A 16,696-nucleotide genomic window follows, 5' to 3' on the forward strand; every position below is an offset into this window, starting at 1 on the left:
CGACGAGACGTCACCAGCGGTATATTTGTGCGCACCGCTTTCAAGAACGGGTGCGCTCCTCTATTGTGTCGACCGCAAAAGACAAGAGCTATCCCTACTAAGGAACTAATTTAGCAATCAAACGAAAAGGAGCCAGGCAAATGCCTATGGAACTCTTCTGGCTGACGTTGACCGTTGCGATGACGGGGCTCTTCTGGGTCCTCTATGTTCTGAACCGGATGGCGGTGAGGGGTCTCTGGCCTACGCTGGACAATCCGAGACCCGATGCGCCGCCCTTGTCCAACTGGGCCGAGCGGCAGATGCGCGCCCATGCCAATGCGGTCGAGAACCTCGTGCTGTTTGCACCACTGGTCTTGACGGCCCACGCCCTCGGCATCTCGAACGATTGGACCGTCGGCGCGTGTGCCGTCTATTTCTGGGCGCGCCTGGCGCACTACGTGATCTACACCGCGGGTATTCCGGTGCTGCGCACCTTGAGCTTCGCCGCCGGTTTTGCGGCACAGGTCGTCCTCGTGCTCGCGATCTTCAAGGCACTATAGGCCCGCACGCCTGGGCCGCCCCGGACCCAGGGTCCGGGGTTTCGGCCCGCTTATGACGGGATCGGGCACTACCCTCTGGCCGCGCGATCCCGATCCCGAAGCACGCCGACGGCTTCAATCGGGATAAAAGATGAGCGTCCTGATCTCAATGCTCTCGCGCGGCAGAACGCCGGCAGGTGCGGTCGGGTCCTCGAAGGCCGAGTGTGGCGAGAATCGCGCCCGCCCGTCTTTTGCGGAGTCGAAGCACTTTATGAGGAACGCCTCGTCCACTTCCATCGCAGGTGCGTAGAACCACCGGTGGGAGGCATTGTATCGGACGGCATAGGTTTCGCCCGTCCGGTCCCTGTAGATGAGGTCGGACGGCACGAAATCCTCGAACGGAATGCTGCGTGCGTCACAGATGGCAAGGGGTGCGTCGCGCAATGGGCCGCGTATGGGCCTCCAGAGGTTCACGACCGAGTAGCGACCGCGAAGAAGCTTCTCGGCCTCCGGACCCATGAGGTCGCGCACACGCTGGGGCCCGGACTTTTCCGTATAGTCGTTGTGCACGCGAGGCACGGGCTGACGCGGTTCGTGCGCGGTGCGATCCGCGACCCCGGGTACGCGCCGGCGGATCGTGTGGTCGAACACGATGACGCGGTTGGCCCCGGTCGCCTCCGCGACGACACGCTCGGCCTCCGGGTAGTAGACGCGCTTCAATTCGTCTTCGCTGTCGAAGTCCCGGACGGCACTATGGTGCCGCACAAGCCGAAAACCCTCCCGGTCGAGGGACGTGTCGGACGCTAAAAGACGCGCGTTGCGGATTCGCACGCGGTGAGGCTCATAGGTCGCGTTCATTCGCGCGATACCCGGTGGGGGCTCGTAGGTGTAGCTGCGCGGTTTCTCGGTCATCGGCACGATGTAATTCAAATCGGCCTCGACGTACGCCGGCTCACTCTCGACATCCGCACGGTCAGCCAGGGCAACGCTTTGTCGGCTCATGGTTGGGTCCTCGCCAAAATCCGTCCCCGTTCAAATCCTCGTGGGGATTCAAATGCGACTCCTCCGGGCGGATGACAAACAAATCTTTGTCAGGTCATGATTGAGTTTTTGTAACAGGAGACTGCACGACGGGCCTCGCCATGCCCTTCCACAGGCCTTGGAAAGTACTTAACATTCCGCCGATTGGGCCGATATCCGGGAGCCCCGGTTCGAAAAGGGAGCATTCGCATCATGGCGAAGCGTGGAGGGAAGAGGATTACCGCCGCCACGGGCGGCTATTCACCAAAACACCGGGTTGACCGGCCGTTCGTCGGCATTCCCTCGTTCCTGCGCTCGAGTATCTGCACGGATCTCGACGCCCTCGATGCGGCGATTGCGATCATGGGCGTTCCCTTCGACGAAGGGTCGCCGTTTCTGGCCGGCTCCCGCATGGGGCCGCGCGCACTCAGGGAGCATTCGCTTCGCTTCGGCAGCGCCAACAAGGGCTTCTACGACCCGGAAACGGACAAGCAATACCTCGAATACGAGATGGCCAACGGCCTGATCGCGGATACCGGCGATGCCGATATCCTGCCGACGAACGTCGAGAAGACCTTCGAGATCGTCACCGACATGACCAGGAGGATCCTCGACCGTGGCGCCATGCCGGTCGTGCTTGGGGGCGACCACTCGATCACCTATCCGGTCGTGCGGGCATTCGACACCCCACTTCACGTCGTCCATTTCGACGCGCACACGGATTATGCGCCGTTCATCCATGACCTCCGATTCACCAACCAGCACCCCTTCCGCCACATCAGCCCGATGAAGCATGTCCTGAGCCTGACCCAGGTCGGAATCCGGAGCTTGCGCGAAGGTCGGGAATACTCGGGTGACTCCATCCGCGACGGTAATCGCGTGATCACGATGTCGCAATTCCACCGCCTCAAGCCCAACGGCATTGCCGAAATCGTCCCGGCGAACGCACCGTGTTATGTCAGCATCGATGTCGATGTCATGGACATATCGCTGGTGCCGGGCTGCGTCTCGGCCGAACCAAACGGCATGACCTATAGCGAACTTCGCGACACGCTCAAGGCGATCGCCAAACGCGCAGACGTCATCGGCTTCGACTTCGTGGAGGTCAATCCCCAACTCGATGTCGGTACCGGCATCACGTCTTATCTCGGCGTGCATACGGTCATCGAGTTTCTGGGCCATATTTGCGATCAACCTCGTTGGATCGCCAAGCGCACGCGGTGGCGCCAGGGCAAGAAGCGTCGGCGCTAACGGACATCGGGAGCCATCGGTCCAGTAATCGCGCGGTATCCATCCGTGGATGAGCCGCCGCCCGGGTTTTTGGGCGGTTGCCACAAAAGGCGTGTTATGTAATAACATAACAAGAAGCGGATGCGCCGGACCCCAAGCATCAAGACGATGACCTAGTGTGGCGAACCCGGAATTCGCCACAGCTGGTCCACCACACTAGGCCGGTCTGCTCCAAATCGGTTCGGGTCTTGCAAAGGAATTACAGGGAGAAGCAGATGCGTAATCTCATTTTCGGCGCTCTGGCGAGCGCTTTGGTGGCAATTACGGCGGCGCATGCCGAGCCCCGCAAAATCGTGGCCGCGGAGAATTTCTACGGCGACGTCGCGGAACAGATCGGCGGCGCCAACGTGGCTGTCAGCAGCATCCTGACCAATCCCGAGCAAGACCCGCATGAGTTCGAAGCGAGCACCTCGACGGCACGGCTCCTCGCCGATGCGCAACTCGTCATATATAACGGTGCCGATTACGATCCGTGGGCGGTCAAGCTGCTGTCCGCATCGAAATCGCCGTCGCGCGAAGTGATCGAAGTCGCAAAGCTGGTGGGTCGCAAGGCCGGCGACAATCCGCACATCTGGTACGATCCGCCGACGATGCCGGCTTACGCGAAGGCGTTGGCGGCGACGCTCGTGAAGCTCGACCCGGCGCACAAGGCGGACTATGCGGTGAATCTTGCCGCATTCGAGGCGTCGCTGAAGCCGCTTACCGACAAGGTGGCGGAGCTTCGGACGAAATATGCGGGAACGCCGGTTACCGCGACGGAGCCCGTATTCGGCTATATGGCAACCGCGCTTGGCCTTAAAATGCGCAACGACCGCTTCCAGCTCGCGGTCATGAACGACACGGAGCCGAGTGCCTCGCAAATCGCGGCCTTCGAAAAAGATTTGAAGACGCGGGCGGTCAAGGTTCTCCTATATAACAGCCAGACGAGCGAGCCGCTGACCGAGCGGATGCGCATGCTCGCAAACGATAGCAAGGTGCCGGTCGTCGGCGTCACGGAAACGGAGCCCGAGGGGAAAAGGTACCAGGAATGGATGCTGTCGCAGCTCACGGCGCTGGACCAGGCGCTGGCAAACCGCTAGGGACCGCCGCGATCGAGCTGGCCGGTGTAACGCTTGCGCGGGACGGGCGGACAATCCTTTCGGACGTCAGCTTCAGCATTCGGCCGGGGGAGTTCATCGGAATTTTCGGCCCGAACGGCGCTGGCAAGACGACGCTCTTGCAAGCGATCCTCGGTCTTCTCCGTCCCAAGGCTGGCGCCCTGCGGGTTTTCGGCGAGCACCCCTCGCGTGGCAACCGGGGTGCTGGCTACTTGCCGCAACAGCGCGCGCAGGTCGCTGACCTTCGTCTCCTCGGATGGGACTTCGTGGCCAGTGCGCTCCACGGAGAGCGGTGGGGCCTTCCGATATTGGGCAGCACCGGCAGAGCCGAGGTGGCGCGCGCGATCGGTTTGGTGGACGCCAGCACCCTCGCCCGCCGCCCGCTTTACCGGCTTTCGGGAGGAGAGCTTCAGCGCCTGCTGCTCGCGCAGGCGCTCCTCGGAAGGCCCAAGATGCTTCTGCTCGATGAGCCGTTGATCAGCCTCGATCCGCACTTCCAGCAGGCCGCGGTGGCGCTGGTCAAGCAAATCCAGCGGGATCTCGGCATCACGGTGCTTTTCACCGCGCACGATATCAATCCGTTGCTCGGCTTCATGGACCGTGTCCTTTATCTCGGCCACGGGCAGGCCGCCCTGGGCACGGTCGACGAGGTCATCACGAGCGAAGTGCTTTCCCGTCTTTATCGCACTTCCATCGATGTGTTCCATTTGCAGGGCCGAATCCTCGTCGTTTCGGCGCACGGCCCCATCGAATCGCACCCGCATCTCCACGATGCTTGAATACGACTTCATGCGCACGGCCTTCGCAGCCGGCGCCATCGTGGCGATCGTCGCAGGGGCGGTCGGTTATTTCCTGGTGTTGCGAAACCTGACATTCGCCGGCCACGCGCTGTCGCACGTCGGTTTCGCGGGAGCCACGGGTGCTATCCTGATCGGCGTCAGCGCGCTCTGGGGCCTCCTCGCCTTCACCCTTGCGGCCGGGATCGCAATGGGCTTTCTCGGTGAACGCATACGCGGGCGCGACGTCGCGGTCGGCGTCATCCTCTCCCTCGCACTCGGGCTCGGAATACTTTTCCTTTACCTCTACACGACCCACGCGACCCAAGCGACAGCACTCCTCTTCGGCAATGTGCTTGGCGTCAGCATCGATACCGTGTGGGATTTGCTCGCACTCGGAGGTGTTTGCCTTCTTGCACTGGGCGCGATCTCGCGCCCGCTCCTGTTCGCGACTCTCGAGCCCGAATTGGCCGCAGCTAAAGGCGTGCCGCTACGTCTCGTTTCCGTGCTTTTTCTGGCAATCGTCGCCGTGGCGGTAGCGGAAGCGGCGCAGGTGGTGGGCGTTTTGCTCGTTTTCGCACTCATGGTCGGTCCCGCCGCCGCGTCGCTGCAACTGACCACGCGCGTCCATCGGGGCGTCGGCCTCGCGATGATCCTGGCACTCCTCGAGACCTGGTTCGGCATAGCACTTGCCTATTACTTGGATGTGCCGGCGAGCTTTTGCATCGTGCTCCTGAGTTGCCTTGTCTATTTCGCCAGCTTGGTTCGCCCGAGCGACGCAGGAGAACTCTCCGCGGCGAATCATTGAAGGCGACAGGTGGGCCGGGCAGCTTCCTTGCGTGCGGCAAGATTGTCGGACCCGATGCGGCTTCGTCGGCGATGGCAAATCCATGCGGCGTCGAGCCAGTCTGACATGTTATTTGTCAGTCACACGCACACCGCAATGCCCGTATCAAATCTCTTGCAGCTCGCGCCGACAGGCAAAAAATCACACCAAAGGCCGATCGCGCCATCTGTGGCATAGATACAGCAATCCACTGACATAACGCCCCCTCGCCCGGCCTCGCCGCGCCGGCCGGAGGCGTGACATTGGGTGCTCGACGAAGCGGCGGGAGCGCCTTTCTCGTTCAAATTAGGAATCTGAATATTTTGTTTTTCTAATTCGAACAGGGTTGACTCACTTTTCTCGATTCCGATCTCCGGTGCACCTTGCAATCACCGCTCCATTCGGTAATCTCGGTGTAGGTTGTTGAAAACATTACATTATACTTACGTCGAGGGTCGGCCGAGTTGTTTCATAGCATGCTTAGGAAGTGGTGCATCGTCGTTAAATATGCGCGGCTGATCCACGCATTTCATCAACCGGGACGCTACTTCGGCAGCGGTTCGAACCTCCGCGTGCTGAAGTTCATCGTGCGAGCCGCATTGCAGTGGCGCGACACGTTGCGTTGGCTGCTCTTCGTCGAAAACTCCCTTCTCGCTCAGGCGCCGGGTAACGTAAAGAAGGACCTAGTTGAAAAAATCCATCGCCCCTATGCGCGCCGCGGCCTCAGTACGGCACAGCGAGTGTCCCTCTTGATCGATCATTACGGCGCATTGGAGGCAGCGCTGCCGTACGCCATCCTCGCGGCAATCATCGCGGGCGAGAGGCTTCCGCTCGCTTACCTCGACGGGCGCGACGCAGGCCGGCGATACCTGATCGCAATCAGCCGCGACCGGCACTTCCACCAACAGGGCGAGTTGGCGATCTTGCTCGTCGACGACCTGATGAAAGATCCACTCGCCACTCTCGCGGTGAATATCGGCGTCAAATGCTCGGGACAACTCACGCTTTTCGTTAACGGCCTGCAGGGCCCAGCACCACCGATTGGGAAAACGGAAGTCAAGGAGGCCACGCGCAGCCTCGATGGGCTTCGGCCAAAGCACGCGGTGCTCGAAACGGCTTGCGCTTTTGCCCGTTGGTTGAGGGCGGACGCCATCGTCGCCACTTGCAAGCGCAATCATGTGTCGCAGATCAGGGGGCGGCGGTGGCGGCACATTCGGGCGGACTATGATGGATTCTGGGCCGAATTCGGCGCCGTGGCTCAAGCTGACGGGAATTTCCAGCTTCCGCTCGCGCCGCCGCGTCGAAGCGTCGAGCAGGTTCCCGCAAAGCGACGAAAGAGTTGGCTGCGTCGCCAAGTGCGTCTCGACACACTCGGTCTCGACGTGACGACGGCTCTCTCGATACTTTCCATATTGAACGCGGGCGTCGGCGCTTCAGCTTCGCAGGACTCGGCGGCACTGGTACCCTTGCCCAGTCGCTAAAGCGAAGTCACAAACGGTCGTTCTCTTAAACCCGATTACGGGGCGGCACTGCCCTGTTCGGCCAGATCATCGCCCGATTCGGGAAATCGGGGTGTGCGCTTTCGCGGCGGCCGAACAAGGTAAAGGAACGCGAGCACGAGCGGTACGAGACAATTGAGATAGACGAGCGGTAAGAGTGCGGCGGTCTTTCCAGCCATGTTCAAAAAGCCAATCGAGCTGGCTTCGAGCACCAGCACGCAAAAGACGGCTGCGAGCACTCTTTTGGCCTGCCCCTGCCGGTTGAAATCGCCCGACAGCAATGCGGAAAGCGCGATAAGCGTGTAGACAATCGCATAGAAGGGGGTCACCAGGCGTTGATGCCCTTCGGCGATCAGCCGATCGAAGTTGTTACGATCGTTCGGATCGTTGGGGTTCGGGTGAAGCAGGTCGCCGAGATATCGTTCCTCGGGGCGAGGCCAAGTCGCCTCGACTGCCTTGGCCAGGTTGAAGTCCGCCGTGTATTTATCGAAATAGAGAATCGACAATTTTCCATCGCGATCGATCTGCTGGCGGCTGCCGTTCGTCAGCACCGCGCGCTCGCCATCGCTTGCTTGGAAAAGTGCGCCACTTTCCGCGATCAGCGTGATCGGCTTGTCCTTGTCGCGGGTGTCGTAAATGATGAGGCCGACCAGGATGCCGTCCGGCTGACGCTCACGCACGTATATCGTGAGCTTGTCGGACATGACGTTGAATTTGCCTTCCTGCAGCATGACGGCGGAGAACTCGTTGCTGATCGAAAACATGAGATGCGAAAATGCCCGATAGGATGTCGGCAGGAGATAGAGATTGAGCGCATAACCCGCCAGCATGACAAGCACCGATAGAGCGAGTGCTGGCAGCGCCAGCGCCTCGGGGCTCACCCCGACCGCGCGCAAGATCACGAGTTCGCGGTCCATCCATAATTTGTTGTAGGTGAAGAGGATGGCGCCGAAAAGCGCCACCGGTAATACGATCACGAGAAAGCTCGGCAATAGCAGCGCGGTTAGATAAAGGAAGGTGCCGAACGAGATGCCGTGCTTGACGATCAGCTCGATATAACGCAGCGATTGCGTAAGCCAGACGGCGCACGTCATGCAAAAGGCAATGAACAGAATCCCCGTGAGGATTTGTCCGAAGATATATCGGCTATAGGCTTTCATCGCCGTGCAACGGTGAATTTAATCAACTATGCCTCGATCATTGGTCGCACTGCCGCCTCATGCGGCTTGCGCTGCGACGAGGACATCCTCGATCGTGCCCTCGCTCGGCACTTCGACGATATGATGGCTGTGCCACAGTGCATAGAAAAGGAGGCTCCACGCCGCTTGCGCATGCTTTTCCGGCGCCGCGAAGACGCGTGCGACAGTGCCCTTCGCGACGAACTCCGCGATCCCCGGCTGGGACGACACGAGGGGCTCGATAATGTCTTTTTTGGCGGCGATCCATTCGCCGACTGGTGGATTGAATCCTTTTTTCCGCGCAAAGGGCTCGGCTGCCGGCAGGTTCGACGATAGCCATTCGCGCAAGAGCCACTTGCCGAACTTGGCCGTCACTTTCATCCTGTCGGGCAGGCGGAACGCGAAATCGGCGACGATCGGGTCGAGGAATGGGGTCCGCCCCTCCAATCCATTCGCCATCAAGCATCGGTCGAGTTTGACCAACAGGTCGTTCGGCAGCCATTCGGCGCAGTCGACGGCCTGCAGGCATTGGACGCGCGTCCGATCTGCGGCGAATTCATCGGCTTCGACAACGTCCAAGCCGGAGCGCCACCCCTCGAAGGCGCCGTTTGTCTTCGTCACGCCATCGAAAATACCGCTCAAATTGCGTTTTCTCGCCAACAACCCCCAGAGCCAGCGCGCACGTCGGTACCTTGCGTAGCCGCCGAAGATTTCGTCCGCACCCTCGCCACTGATGACGACCTTGAGATAGCCCCTTGCCAGCTCGCTCAGCGCGAAGGTGGGAAGGGCTGCCGGGTCTGTTGTGGGATCGTCCAGTGCCGCGGCGAGGCGGGGGGCCGTAATCCAAAAGTCGCGTTCGGTCATTTCCAGAACGTGATGGTCCGCACCGATCGCGCGCGCGACCCGCTCGGCGGCAGCACGCTCGTCGTTAGCCCTGGTGCCCGGAAAGCACGCCGTCATCGCGACCACGGGGCCCGCGGAATGTCGCTTCATGAGGGCGGCAAGCACCGAGGAATCGATCCCGCCCGAAAGAAACAGTCCATAGGGGACATCCGAGCGCAAATGATGAATCACGCTGTCGGAAAGCAGCTCCCCGAGGGAGGCAAGGGCCTTGGAACGCTCGACTTCCCGCGGGGCCCCCTGCGGTATCATATCGAGCCGTTGCCGCTCGACGATCTTGCCATCGACAACGACCAGCGTCTCGCCCGGAAGGACGCGCTTTATGCTCGAAAAGATGGTCTCGCACCCGGTCGTGAACCTGAGCTGGAAGAGCTCGGCGCGCGCGCGGCGCCTGACCTCGCACGTCGCCAAGCCTGCGGCAATGAGCGCCTGCGGCTCGGATGCGAAGGCGAAGTACGTGGCTGCTTCCACGTAGTAGAGAGGCTTGATGCCGAACGGATCGCGGGCGAGCACCAATTTCGAGTCGGAGGGATCGTAAATCGCAATGGCGTACATGCCTCGAAGTTCCTTTGCGAAGTCGAGGCCCCGTGCGCGATACAAATGCAGCGGCGACTCGCAATCGGACCCCGTCCGGTACGGCACGTTGTGCAACCTCGCGCGCAACTCGAGATCGTTGTAAATCTCGCCATTGGCGACGAGCACCACGCCGTCGGAATCGCTTAATGGCTGGTCTCCCGTTTTCAGATCGATGATTGCAAGGCGCGTGCTCACAAGGCCGATCGCATCCGCGACGTGGCGTCCGCTGCCGTCCGGCCCGCGATGATCGATGGCGGCCTCGAGCGCGTCGAGGACGGCCGATTTCACCCGGCCGCCGTTGCGCAACATCACACCCGCTATTCCACACATACAGCGAAATCCTCAACGGCCACGCGCGACCAGCCTTGGCTGAACAAGGGTCGATGGTCGGGAGTTTCAGCCGGGACGCTGGACAAAGTCACCCCGATCCGGGCAAGGCACGAATTGCACGCCCGCCAAAGCGCGCCGTGCGGAACCGCATGCCTATCGACGAAACGCCGAGGGAACGATCGAGAACCGGGAATCGCAACCACTCTCTTGTCCAAACGCCCGCTCCCGCGGCGCCGAGTATGCCTCAATTCGAGACCTCGGCCGACGGCGGGCCCAGCCTTTTCCCCCATCATCGCGTTCTTTCATGGGGAGACTTCCCCGCGGCAATCCGGCCGCATCTTCTGGAAGTCGGTCCTATCGCGGAAGCGCAACGTAGCATGTTCCATACCGCGGACCTACAAAGATTCGCGCCATCGGCCGCCATTTTCTTGTAAGAATCGCATTGGCTTAGCATTTTTTGGATCGATCAAGGCAACAGCCTCGCCGCACGCCCCGCTTGCTTGGGGTGCTTCTCCCAGATGCGACGATAAAATGCCAAGTAACGATCGACCACGATGGCCTCGGTATATTCGAGTTCATACTGGCGGCGGCCGACTTCCGCAATATGCCGTGCAAGTGCTGGTTCTGCGATGAGCCGCCGGATCGCGTCGGCTAAAGCCGGCACGTCATCGGCCGGAACCAGGAGGCCGTTCTCGCCGTTCTTGATTAAGCCGCGCGGTCCGAGTGCCGCCGCCGCGATCAACGGCTTTCGGTAAGCCCAGGCTTCGATCATGACGGTGCCGAAGGGCTCGGCGCGCGACGGCATCACGCAGAAATCGCAGCTTGCCAGCAACGCGGCACGGTCGGGGCGCCATCCGAGGAAGCGGACCCGCGGCATCAGGTTCAATTTCAGCATCTGTTTTTCGAGCGTCGCCCTGAGCGGCCCTTCGCCTGCGAGCCAGAGATACGCCTGCGGCACCGAGGCGAGTGCGCGGAGCAAAATATCGAACGCCTTGTCCTCGTGCAGCCGCCCGAGTGCGAGGATTAGAGGTGCGTCTTCCGGCGTGTCCAGCTCGCTCCGGCGAAGTGCTGGCTCGGGCGCGTCGGATGCGAACGTCGGCAGGTAATGCGCGCGCGCTTCCGGCCAGCCCGCTTTGACGGCGTGGGCGACAATGTCTCGCGTAACGCCTATCAACTGATGGCAGCGCCGAAAGTACTTGATGTCGTAATAGCCGCCGAGCCAGCCGACATGGAGAAACGGTCCCGAAGGTGTCGCAAGACTGGCGCGACTCATCCAGGTCTGCACGATGTCCGGCCGGAACGCCGCAATTTCCCGGCGAAGCGCTCTCGCCGTGTCGATGTCGAACCAGCGACGGAACGGCAATTCGACGGGATCGAGTCCGCGTTCGCGAAGCTGGCGAGCACGCGAAGGGTGGCGCTTGATCAAAGCGCGCTGCTCGATACCGGTGCGGCTGAGCGCTGTCACCAAATCGACGAAGAACGTCTCAGCGCCGCCGTGGTCGGCCCCGGTCATGATCTGCAGCACGCGCATCGACGATCCTTTTCATCGCTTACGATGGATCGACGGTATAGCACGATATGACATACGCATTATCGGCGGCTGGGTGGCTGGCGTGGTATTGGGATTTGAAGTTCCCGAACGCGGCTGCCACCGAATTGTTAGGAAATTCAATTCCACGACACGAGAAGGAACGTCTTCAAAATAATGTGTTCGGGATTGGAAAATCGCTCCTTCGGGTGCGGCCAAGCGTCGATGGGCGACGGGCGCATGTATTTTATCGTCAACTCGGTGCGAATGAGATTAATTTGCCGACCATGAGATCCCTGAAAAATATCCCCAACGGAGACATATTAGGCGTTGCTGCGTTGGTGGTGCTTCCACTCGAGATCGTGTCCTGGCCAAGCATCGTGCCGGTGATGGCGATCGCAGCGGTCGCGGTCCTGCTCGTCGGGAGGGTGACGTGGCGCATGCTTCCGCTCCAGCTTGTCCTCCTGTTGGCCCTTCTCGTGGTTCTCGCGGGTATGAGTGCGATATGGTCGCTCGAGCCGCTCAGTTCGCTCAAGCTCGCGGCTTGGCTCTTCGGCACATTCGCCGCATTGCTCACCCTTTCGGCGGCGGTACCGGGGATGCGGGAAGAAGAGCGGGAGGCGTTTCGGCGCAAACTCGTCATCGGATTTCTTCTCGGGCTTGCCCTCCTCGAGGTCATGATTTTGAGCGAGGGGCGGGCGCTCGATTACGTGCGCAACCTTGATTTTCTCGTACCCCTTCTCGGCAAGCAGCGGCCAGTCAACTCAATCGTGGAGTTCGACACGGCGACGTCGTTCGTCGCCCTGCTTTCCTGGCCCGTAATTGGAATCGTGCTCCGCCGTCGCGGCGCATGGCCTGCATTGGCGATCTACACCTTGGCGTTGGTCGTGATATTCCAAGGCAAAAGCACGACCACGAAGCTCGCCTTTGTCATTGGCGGTCTCGTGTTCTTCGTCGGCCGGGCAGCACCCAAGACCGTTGCTTGGGCGATGGGCGCTGCCCTCGCCATTGGCATCGTGGCAGCCCCGCTCGTCCTTCGCTCGGACCGGCTCGACGGTGTCGCGACGGCGCTGCCCGTCTTCAAGAACAAGGAAGGCTCTCTTGCCCACCGATTCGCGATCTGGCAGTTCGTGGCCGAGCGGATCGATGAAAGGCCGATCCTGGGATGGGGCATCGACAGTTCTCGATGGATGCCGGGCGGGCATCAGCTTCGCGAGGCCGGCGGCGAGATGCTCCCCCTCCATCCCCATGACGCGGCCTTGCAGCTTCGCCTCGATCTCGGCTTGCCAGGTGTGTTGCTGGGGGTCGGCCTGGTGCTTTTTGTGGCAAACGGAATCGCCCGTCGAAAGCGCGGTCCGACCGAAGACGGCCTCATTCTTGCCTTGATCGCGACCGCATCGGTTCTCGCATTGATCAGCTATAACCTATGGCACATTTGGTGGATTACCATGCTGTGGCTCAGCGCGATCTTCGCCTTGGCAGCCTCGCCCTCGGAACTGGAGCGCCGCTGACCGTGATCCCGTTCCTTCCTCGACTGCCTTCCCGAAGTTAGCCTTGCTTCAATCGCTGAGCGAAGCGGCCTGATCCGCCAAACGCCGCGCGAGCGCGGGCGAGAGATGAGTCGTGAGCTTGACGTGGGCTTGACGCCAGACCGGGATCGCGGCTTCGAGCAGGCGCGCACCCGTCTCGGTAAGCCACACGGCCCGACGACGCAAATCGGCCTCGACCATGGCGACCTCGACGAGCCCCTCGCTTTCGAGCGCGCGCAGATTGCGCGAGAGCGTCGACTGTTCGAGGCCGGCGCGCCTGGCGAGCGCGCCGAGCGTATCGTCGGCGGCGGCGGCGATCTGGGCCATCAGCCCGAGCTGCGCCACGGTCAAGCCGCACCCCGCCAACTCACGATCCAGGAACTGGGTGACGCGCCGTGCCGCAAGACGGCTGTTCCAGCCGACGCAAACCTCGACCAGCTTGCGCGCGTCGGTGCCAAGCGTCTTTCGCCGTTGCATCCGGTACGTCATCTGTATATGTATATACATAAATTGTATTTACATGGAAATATTTTTATGAGCCCGGCAATCTTGCCCAAACGGTTTCGATCGGCCTCCAAGGGTCGAGGTGTGGGGTTCGGAAGCGGTTCCGCTCAGGATCGGCGAGGCGGGTAAAAGGGGACAGGCGTCATGAACGATTTGCCGCGGGACATCCTCGATCGCATCGGCGGGACGTCGTTGCTCGCACTCCGCAACATCCGGCCCCGCAACGGTGCTCGAATCCTGCTGAAGCAGGAAAGCGAAAACCCGACCGGCAGCATGAAGGATCGGATGGCGCTTGCCATGATCGAAGCCGCCGAGGCGGACGGACGGCTCAAGGCGGGTGGGTCCGTCGTCGAATATACCGGTGGGAGTACCGGCGTCTCCCTCTCCCTCGTCTGCGCGGTCAAGGGATATCCGCTCCATATCGTCACGTCCGATGCGTTCACGCAGGAAAAGCTCGATCACATGAAAATCCTCGGGGCCAGGCTTCGGATCGTGCGCAGCGAGAGCGGCCGCATGACCGAAAAACTGACCCGCGACATGATCGAAGCCGCACGCATCGTCACAGCCGATACGGGCGGTTTCTGGACCGATCAGCTCAATAATAAAGATCAGCTTGCGGCCTATAATAAAATGGCGACGGAGATTTGGTCCGAGACCGGCGGGCGGATCGATGGTTTTGTCCAATGTGTCGGGACTGCAGCATCCCTTCGGGGGATTGCCGAAGTCTTGCGGCGCAAAAACGATGACATCGAGGTCGTCGCGGTCGAGCCTGCGGAGTCTCCGGTGCTTTCCGGCGGCCCGCCGGGTGCTCACAAAATCGATGGGATCGGCGTGGGCTTCGTTGCCCCGCTCTGGCAGAACGGGATCGCCGATCGAATCGAACGGGTGTCGACGGAGGAGGCCACCGCCATGGCCCTTCGTCTGGCCCGGCAGGAAGGGCTCTTTGCCGGAACGTCCACGGGCGCCAATGTCGTCGCCGCCTTGCGATCGGTCGAAGACATGGGGCCGAACGCGACCGTCGTCACGATCATGTGCGACACCGGCATGAAGTATCTCAAGACTTATGGGGCGAGACTGAGCGGCTGAGGTCGCAAAATCGCCGGACAACGGTACGCCTCCACAGCTCGCCAGCCCGCCCCAACCCTCGCCTACCGAGGGGACGGGGCACTGCGTGCGCCAACTTTATCCAATCGCGCGGTGCTGTCGTGGTATGCTGAGGTCTAATGTGTCGGCGCGTTCCGATCGGCGTTGAAGACCTTGGCTCCATGCTCTTATTTGGAGGCCCGTCTTGCTGATATTCCGTCAGCTCTTCGACCCGCAATCCTCCACCTATTCCTATCTCCTGGGCGACGGGGAGAGCAGCGAGGCCGTTCTCATCGATCCGGTTTTCGAGCAAGTGCTGCGGGACAGCGCGCTGATACGAGAGCTGGGCCTCGCGCTACGCTTCACGGTCGAGACCCATATTCACGCCGACCACGTGACCGGCGCGTCGGCCCTCAAAAAGCGCCTTGGCAGCAAGATCGCACTCGGCGCCGCCACGGGTGCGGAGGGGGCCGACAGCTATCTCGAGGACCGCGCGAGGGTCGCCTTCGGCAAACGATTTCTCGAGGTCCGGTCGACGCCCGGGCATACGAATGGCTGTGTTACGTATGTGTTGGACAACGAGAGTATCGCTTTCACGGGCGACTGCCTGCTTATCCGCGGCTGCGGGCGGACGGATTTCCAAGAGGGCGATCCGCGGGCCATGTATCGCTCGGTGCATGCCCAGATCTTCTCCCTGCCGGAGGCCTGTCTTCTTTATCCGGCGCATGACTATCGCGGGCTCATGGCCACGAGCGTAGGCGAGGAACGGCGTTTCAATCCACGCCTTGGCGGGCAGCTCAGCGAAAACGATTTCATCGGCTATATGCGCAATCTCGGGCTGCCCCATCCGAAACTGATGGATCTCGCCGTCCCGGCCAATCTGAAGTGCGGCCGAAGGGAGGGGGCAGAGTCCGCCGAGGGCCCCGCCTGGGGACCGTTGACATTCACCTTCGCCGGCGTGTGGGAGATCGACCCTCACTGGGTCGAGGAGCATCTCAGCGACGTGCAGATCGTCGACGTGCGCGAGCCCGAGGAATATTCGGGCCCACTCGGACACATCCCGGGTGCGAAGCTTCTGCCGCTTGGCGGCTTGTCGGAGAGTGCGCCCGCCCTAGCGCGCGACAAGCCGGTTGTCACCGTGTGCCGTGCTGGCGGCCGATCCGCCCAGGCGTCGTTGACGCTCAGGCGACTGGGCTTCGAGCGGGTCGCCAACCTGCCTGGCGGAATGCTGCGCTGGCGGGCGCTCCATCAGATCGTCGACGGCGGTAGTGAGTGAGCTGAAGTTTGCACAAGGGAAGAAAGCTGTCGATGTCATCGCACACCGACAGCTTGAAGGTCCCGTCTCGCAATCGCACCCCTCGGTGAGGAAGGGCGGTTGATCTAGCGCGGCTGCGGCACGATCCGCAGGTAAGGCTTCGGCGCCTTCCAGCCGTTCGGATATTTCTGTTTCGCCTGCTCGTCGGAGACTGTCGGGACAATGATCACGTCCTCGCCCTGCTTCCAGTTGACGGGGGTGGCGACTTGATGCTTTGCCGTAAGCTGGCAGGAGTCCAACAGGCGCAGTACTTCGTCGAAATTCCGTCCGCTGCTCATCGGATAGGTCAGCATGGCCTTGACCTTCTTGTCGGGGCCGATGATGAAGACGGACCGAACCGTTGCGTTGTCGGCCGCCGTCCTGCCCTCCGAGGTTTCGCCCGATTCAGCCGGAAGCATGTCGTAGAGCTTCGCGATCTTAAGCTGCGGGTCGCCGATCAATGGATAATTCACGGCGTGGCCCTGGGTTTCCTCGATGTCCTTCGACCAGCGCTTGTGATTGTCCACGGGGTCGACGCTGAGGCCCAAGACCTTGGTGTTGCGCTTGTCGAATTCAGGCTTCAGACGCGCCATGTAGCCAAGCTCGGTCGTGCAGACGGGCGTGAAGTCTTTCGGGTGCGAAAACAGGATTGCCCAGCCGCTACCGATCCAATCATGGAAATTGATCGTGCCCTGGGTCGTTTCCGTCGTGAAGTTCGGCGCTTCGGAATTGATTCTCAGTGACATGT

Annotated in this window: 16 protein-coding genes; 9 read left to right on the top strand and 7 right to left on the bottom strand. The window is 61.3% G+C overall.

Going from position 1 to position 16,696, the window contains the following annotated elements; translation table 11 throughout:
• The first annotated feature begins 140 nt into the window (after positions 1 to 140).
• Positions 141 to 539, top strand: coding sequence for an MAPEG family protein (locus tag VEJ16_16590; GenBank protein HYB11282.1), 399 nt, complete (start codon positions 141 to 143; stop codon positions 537 to 539).
• Positions 540 to 653: 114 nt separating this feature from the next.
• Here VEJ16_16590 and VEJ16_16595 read toward each other — a convergent pair whose 3' ends face one another.
• On the bottom strand, positions 654 to 1,520 hold the full coding sequence (locus VEJ16_16595) for a CmcJ/NvfI family oxidoreductase (GenBank protein ID HYB11283.1): 867 nt from the start codon (positions 1,518 to 1,520) through the stop codon (positions 654 to 656).
• A 231-nt stretch (positions 1,521 to 1,751) separates the two neighbouring features.
• Between VEJ16_16595 and VEJ16_16600 the strand changes: the two genes are divergently transcribed.
• The 4 genes from VEJ16_16600 (at position 1,752) to VEJ16_16615 (ending at position 5,509) form a co-directional block, all read left to right on the top strand.
• The gene (locus tag VEJ16_16600) at positions 1,752 to 2,789 is read left to right on the top strand and encodes an arginase family protein (GenBank protein ID HYB11284.1); all 1,038 of its coding nucleotides are present in this window, start codon (positions 1,752 to 1,754) and stop codon (positions 2,787 to 2,789) included.
• Positions 2,790 to 2,971: 182 nt separating this feature from the next.
• Positions 2,972 to 3,907: a zinc ABC transporter substrate-binding protein gene (locus VEJ16_16605; protein HYB11285.1), complete on the top strand. Its 936-nt coding sequence runs from the start codon at positions 2,972 to 2,974 to the stop codon at positions 3,905 to 3,907.
• Positions 3,856 to 4,704 (top strand): ATP-binding cassette domain-containing protein, encoded by an 849-nt coding sequence (locus VEJ16_16610; GenBank protein ID HYB11286.1) that lies wholly within the window; start codon positions 3,856 to 3,858, stop codon positions 4,702 to 4,704. The genes VEJ16_16605 and VEJ16_16610 overlap by 52 nt, the downstream gene beginning before the upstream one ends.
• Complete coding sequence (locus tag VEJ16_16615) at positions 4,697 to 5,509, top strand: metal ABC transporter permease (GenBank protein ID HYB11287.1); 813 nt, start codon at positions 4,697 to 4,699, stop codon at positions 5,507 to 5,509. Before VEJ16_16610 ends, VEJ16_16615 begins: the two co-directional genes overlap by 8 nt.
• Before the next feature lie 119 nt (positions 5,510 to 5,628).
• On the opposite strand, the gene VEJ16_16620 is transcribed toward VEJ16_16615, so the two are convergent.
• Positions 5,629 to 5,916, bottom strand: coding sequence for a hypothetical protein (locus VEJ16_16620; GenBank protein ID HYB11288.1), 288 nt, complete (start codon positions 5,914 to 5,916; stop codon positions 5,629 to 5,631).
• An 87-nt stretch (positions 5,917 to 6,003) separates the two neighbouring features.
• On the opposite strand from VEJ16_16620, the gene VEJ16_16625 reads away from it, so the two are divergent.
• Positions 6,004 to 7,008 (top strand): DUF535 family protein, encoded by a 1,005-nt coding sequence (locus VEJ16_16625; protein HYB11289.1) that lies wholly within the window; start codon positions 6,004 to 6,006, stop codon positions 7,006 to 7,008.
• Between the two features lie 35 nt (positions 7,009 to 7,043).
• Here the strand turns inward: VEJ16_16625 and lptF are convergent, their stop codons facing one another.
• The 3 genes from lptF to VEJ16_16640 all read right to left on the bottom strand — a co-directional run bounded on the left by lptF (position 7,044) and on the right by VEJ16_16640 (position 11,541).
• The gene (lptF, locus tag VEJ16_16630; GenBank protein ID HYB11290.1) at positions 7,044 to 8,186 is read right to left on the bottom strand and encodes an LPS export ABC transporter permease LptF; all 1,143 of its coding nucleotides are present in this window, start codon (positions 8,184 to 8,186) and stop codon (positions 7,044 to 7,046) included.
• 57 nt (positions 8,187 to 8,243) lie between these two features.
• Positions 8,244 to 10,010 carry an asparagine synthase (glutamine-hydrolyzing) gene (gene asnB, locus VEJ16_16635; GenBank protein HYB11291.1) on the bottom strand — a complete coding sequence of 589 codons (1,767 nt, stop codon included), beginning with the start codon at positions 10,008 to 10,010 and terminating at the stop codon, positions 8,244 to 8,246.
• 466 nt (positions 10,011 to 10,476) lie between these two features.
• Positions 10,477 to 11,541, bottom strand: coding sequence for a glycosyltransferase (locus tag VEJ16_16640; protein HYB11292.1), 1,065 nt, complete (start codon positions 11,539 to 11,541; stop codon positions 10,477 to 10,479).
• Between the two features lie 284 nt (positions 11,542 to 11,825).
• On the opposite strand from VEJ16_16640, the gene VEJ16_16645 reads away from it, so the two are divergent.
• Positions 11,826 to 13,049 carry an O-antigen ligase family protein gene (locus VEJ16_16645; GenBank protein HYB11293.1) on the top strand — a complete coding sequence of 408 codons (1,224 nt, stop codon included), beginning with the start codon at positions 11,826 to 11,828 and terminating at the stop codon, positions 13,047 to 13,049.
• A gap of 48 nt (positions 13,050 to 13,097) precedes the next feature.
• On the opposite strand, the gene VEJ16_16650 is transcribed toward VEJ16_16645, so the two are convergent.
• Positions 13,098 to 13,544: a MarR family winged helix-turn-helix transcriptional regulator gene (locus VEJ16_16650; GenBank protein ID HYB11294.1), complete on the bottom strand. Its 447-nt coding sequence runs from the start codon at positions 13,542 to 13,544 to the stop codon at positions 13,098 to 13,100.
• Positions 13,545 to 13,715: 171 nt separating this feature from the next.
• On the opposite strand from VEJ16_16650, the gene VEJ16_16655 reads away from it, so the two are divergent.
• Together VEJ16_16655 and VEJ16_16660 are read left to right on the top strand one after the other, a co-directional pair.
• Positions 13,716 to 14,657 carry a cysteine synthase family protein gene (locus tag VEJ16_16655; protein HYB11295.1) on the top strand — a complete coding sequence of 314 codons (942 nt, stop codon included), beginning with the start codon at positions 13,716 to 13,718 and terminating at the stop codon, positions 14,655 to 14,657.
• 205 nt (positions 14,658 to 14,862) lie between these two features.
• Positions 14,863 to 15,930, top strand: a complete 1,068-nt coding sequence (locus tag VEJ16_16660; protein ID HYB11296.1) for a rhodanese-like domain-containing protein — start codon at positions 14,863 to 14,865, stop codon at positions 15,928 to 15,930.
• Between the two features lie 104 nt (positions 15,931 to 16,034).
• Here VEJ16_16660 and VEJ16_16665 read toward each other — a convergent pair whose 3' ends face one another.
• Positions 16,035 to 16,694, bottom strand: a complete 660-nt coding sequence (locus VEJ16_16665) for a peroxiredoxin (protein ID HYB11297.1) — start codon at positions 16,692 to 16,694, stop codon at positions 16,035 to 16,037.
• Between the last annotated feature and the right edge of the window lie 2 nt (positions 16,695 to 16,696).

The organism is Alphaproteobacteria bacterium, assembly GCA_035625915.1.
In the GTDB taxonomy this organism is placed as follows: Bacteria; Pseudomonadota; Alphaproteobacteria; order JACZXZ01; family JACZXZ01; genus DATDHA01.

Coding starts and splice junctions, on each gene's coding strand:
- VEJ16_16645 (HYB11293.1), top strand. CDS start 11,826: ATGAGATCCCTGAAAAATATCCCCAACGGAGACATATTAGGCGTTGCT.
- VEJ16_16615 (HYB11287.1), top strand. CDS start 4,697: ATGCTTGAATACGACTTCATGCGCACGGCCTTCGCAGCCGGCGCCATC.
- VEJ16_16655 (HYB11295.1), top strand. CDS start 13,716: ATGAACGATTTGCCGCGGGACATCCTCGATCGCATCGGCGGGACGTCG.
- VEJ16_16595 (HYB11283.1), bottom strand. CDS start 1,520: ATGAGCCGACAAAGCGTTGCCCTGGCTGACCGTGCGGATGTCGAGAGT.
- asnB (HYB11291.1), bottom strand. CDS start 10,010: ATGTGTGGAATAGCGGGTGTGATGTTGCGCAACGGCGGCCGGGTGAAA.
- VEJ16_16665 (HYB11297.1), bottom strand. CDS start 16,694: ATGTCACTGAGAATCAATTCCGAAGCGCCGAACTTCACGACGGAAACG.
- VEJ16_16625 (HYB11289.1), top strand. CDS start 6,004: ATGCTTAGGAAGTGGTGCATCGTCGTTAAATATGCGCGGCTGATCCAC.
- VEJ16_16610 (HYB11286.1), top strand. CDS start 3,856: ATGGATGCTGTCGCAGCTCACGGCGCTGGACCAGGCGCTGGCAAACCG.
- VEJ16_16640 (HYB11292.1), bottom strand. CDS start 11,541: ATGCGCGTGCTGCAGATCATGACCGGGGCCGACCACGGCGGCGCTGAG.
- VEJ16_16600 (HYB11284.1), top strand. CDS start 1,752: ATGGCGAAGCGTGGAGGGAAGAGGATTACCGCCGCCACGGGCGGCTAT.
- lptF (HYB11290.1), bottom strand. CDS start 8,186: ATGAAAGCCTATAGCCGATATATCTTCGGACAAATCCTCACGGGGATT.
- VEJ16_16650 (HYB11294.1), bottom strand. CDS start 13,544: ATGCAACGGCGAAAGACGCTTGGCACCGACGCGCGCAAGCTGGTCGAG.
- VEJ16_16590 (HYB11282.1), top strand. CDS start 141: ATGCCTATGGAACTCTTCTGGCTGACGTTGACCGTTGCGATGACGGGG.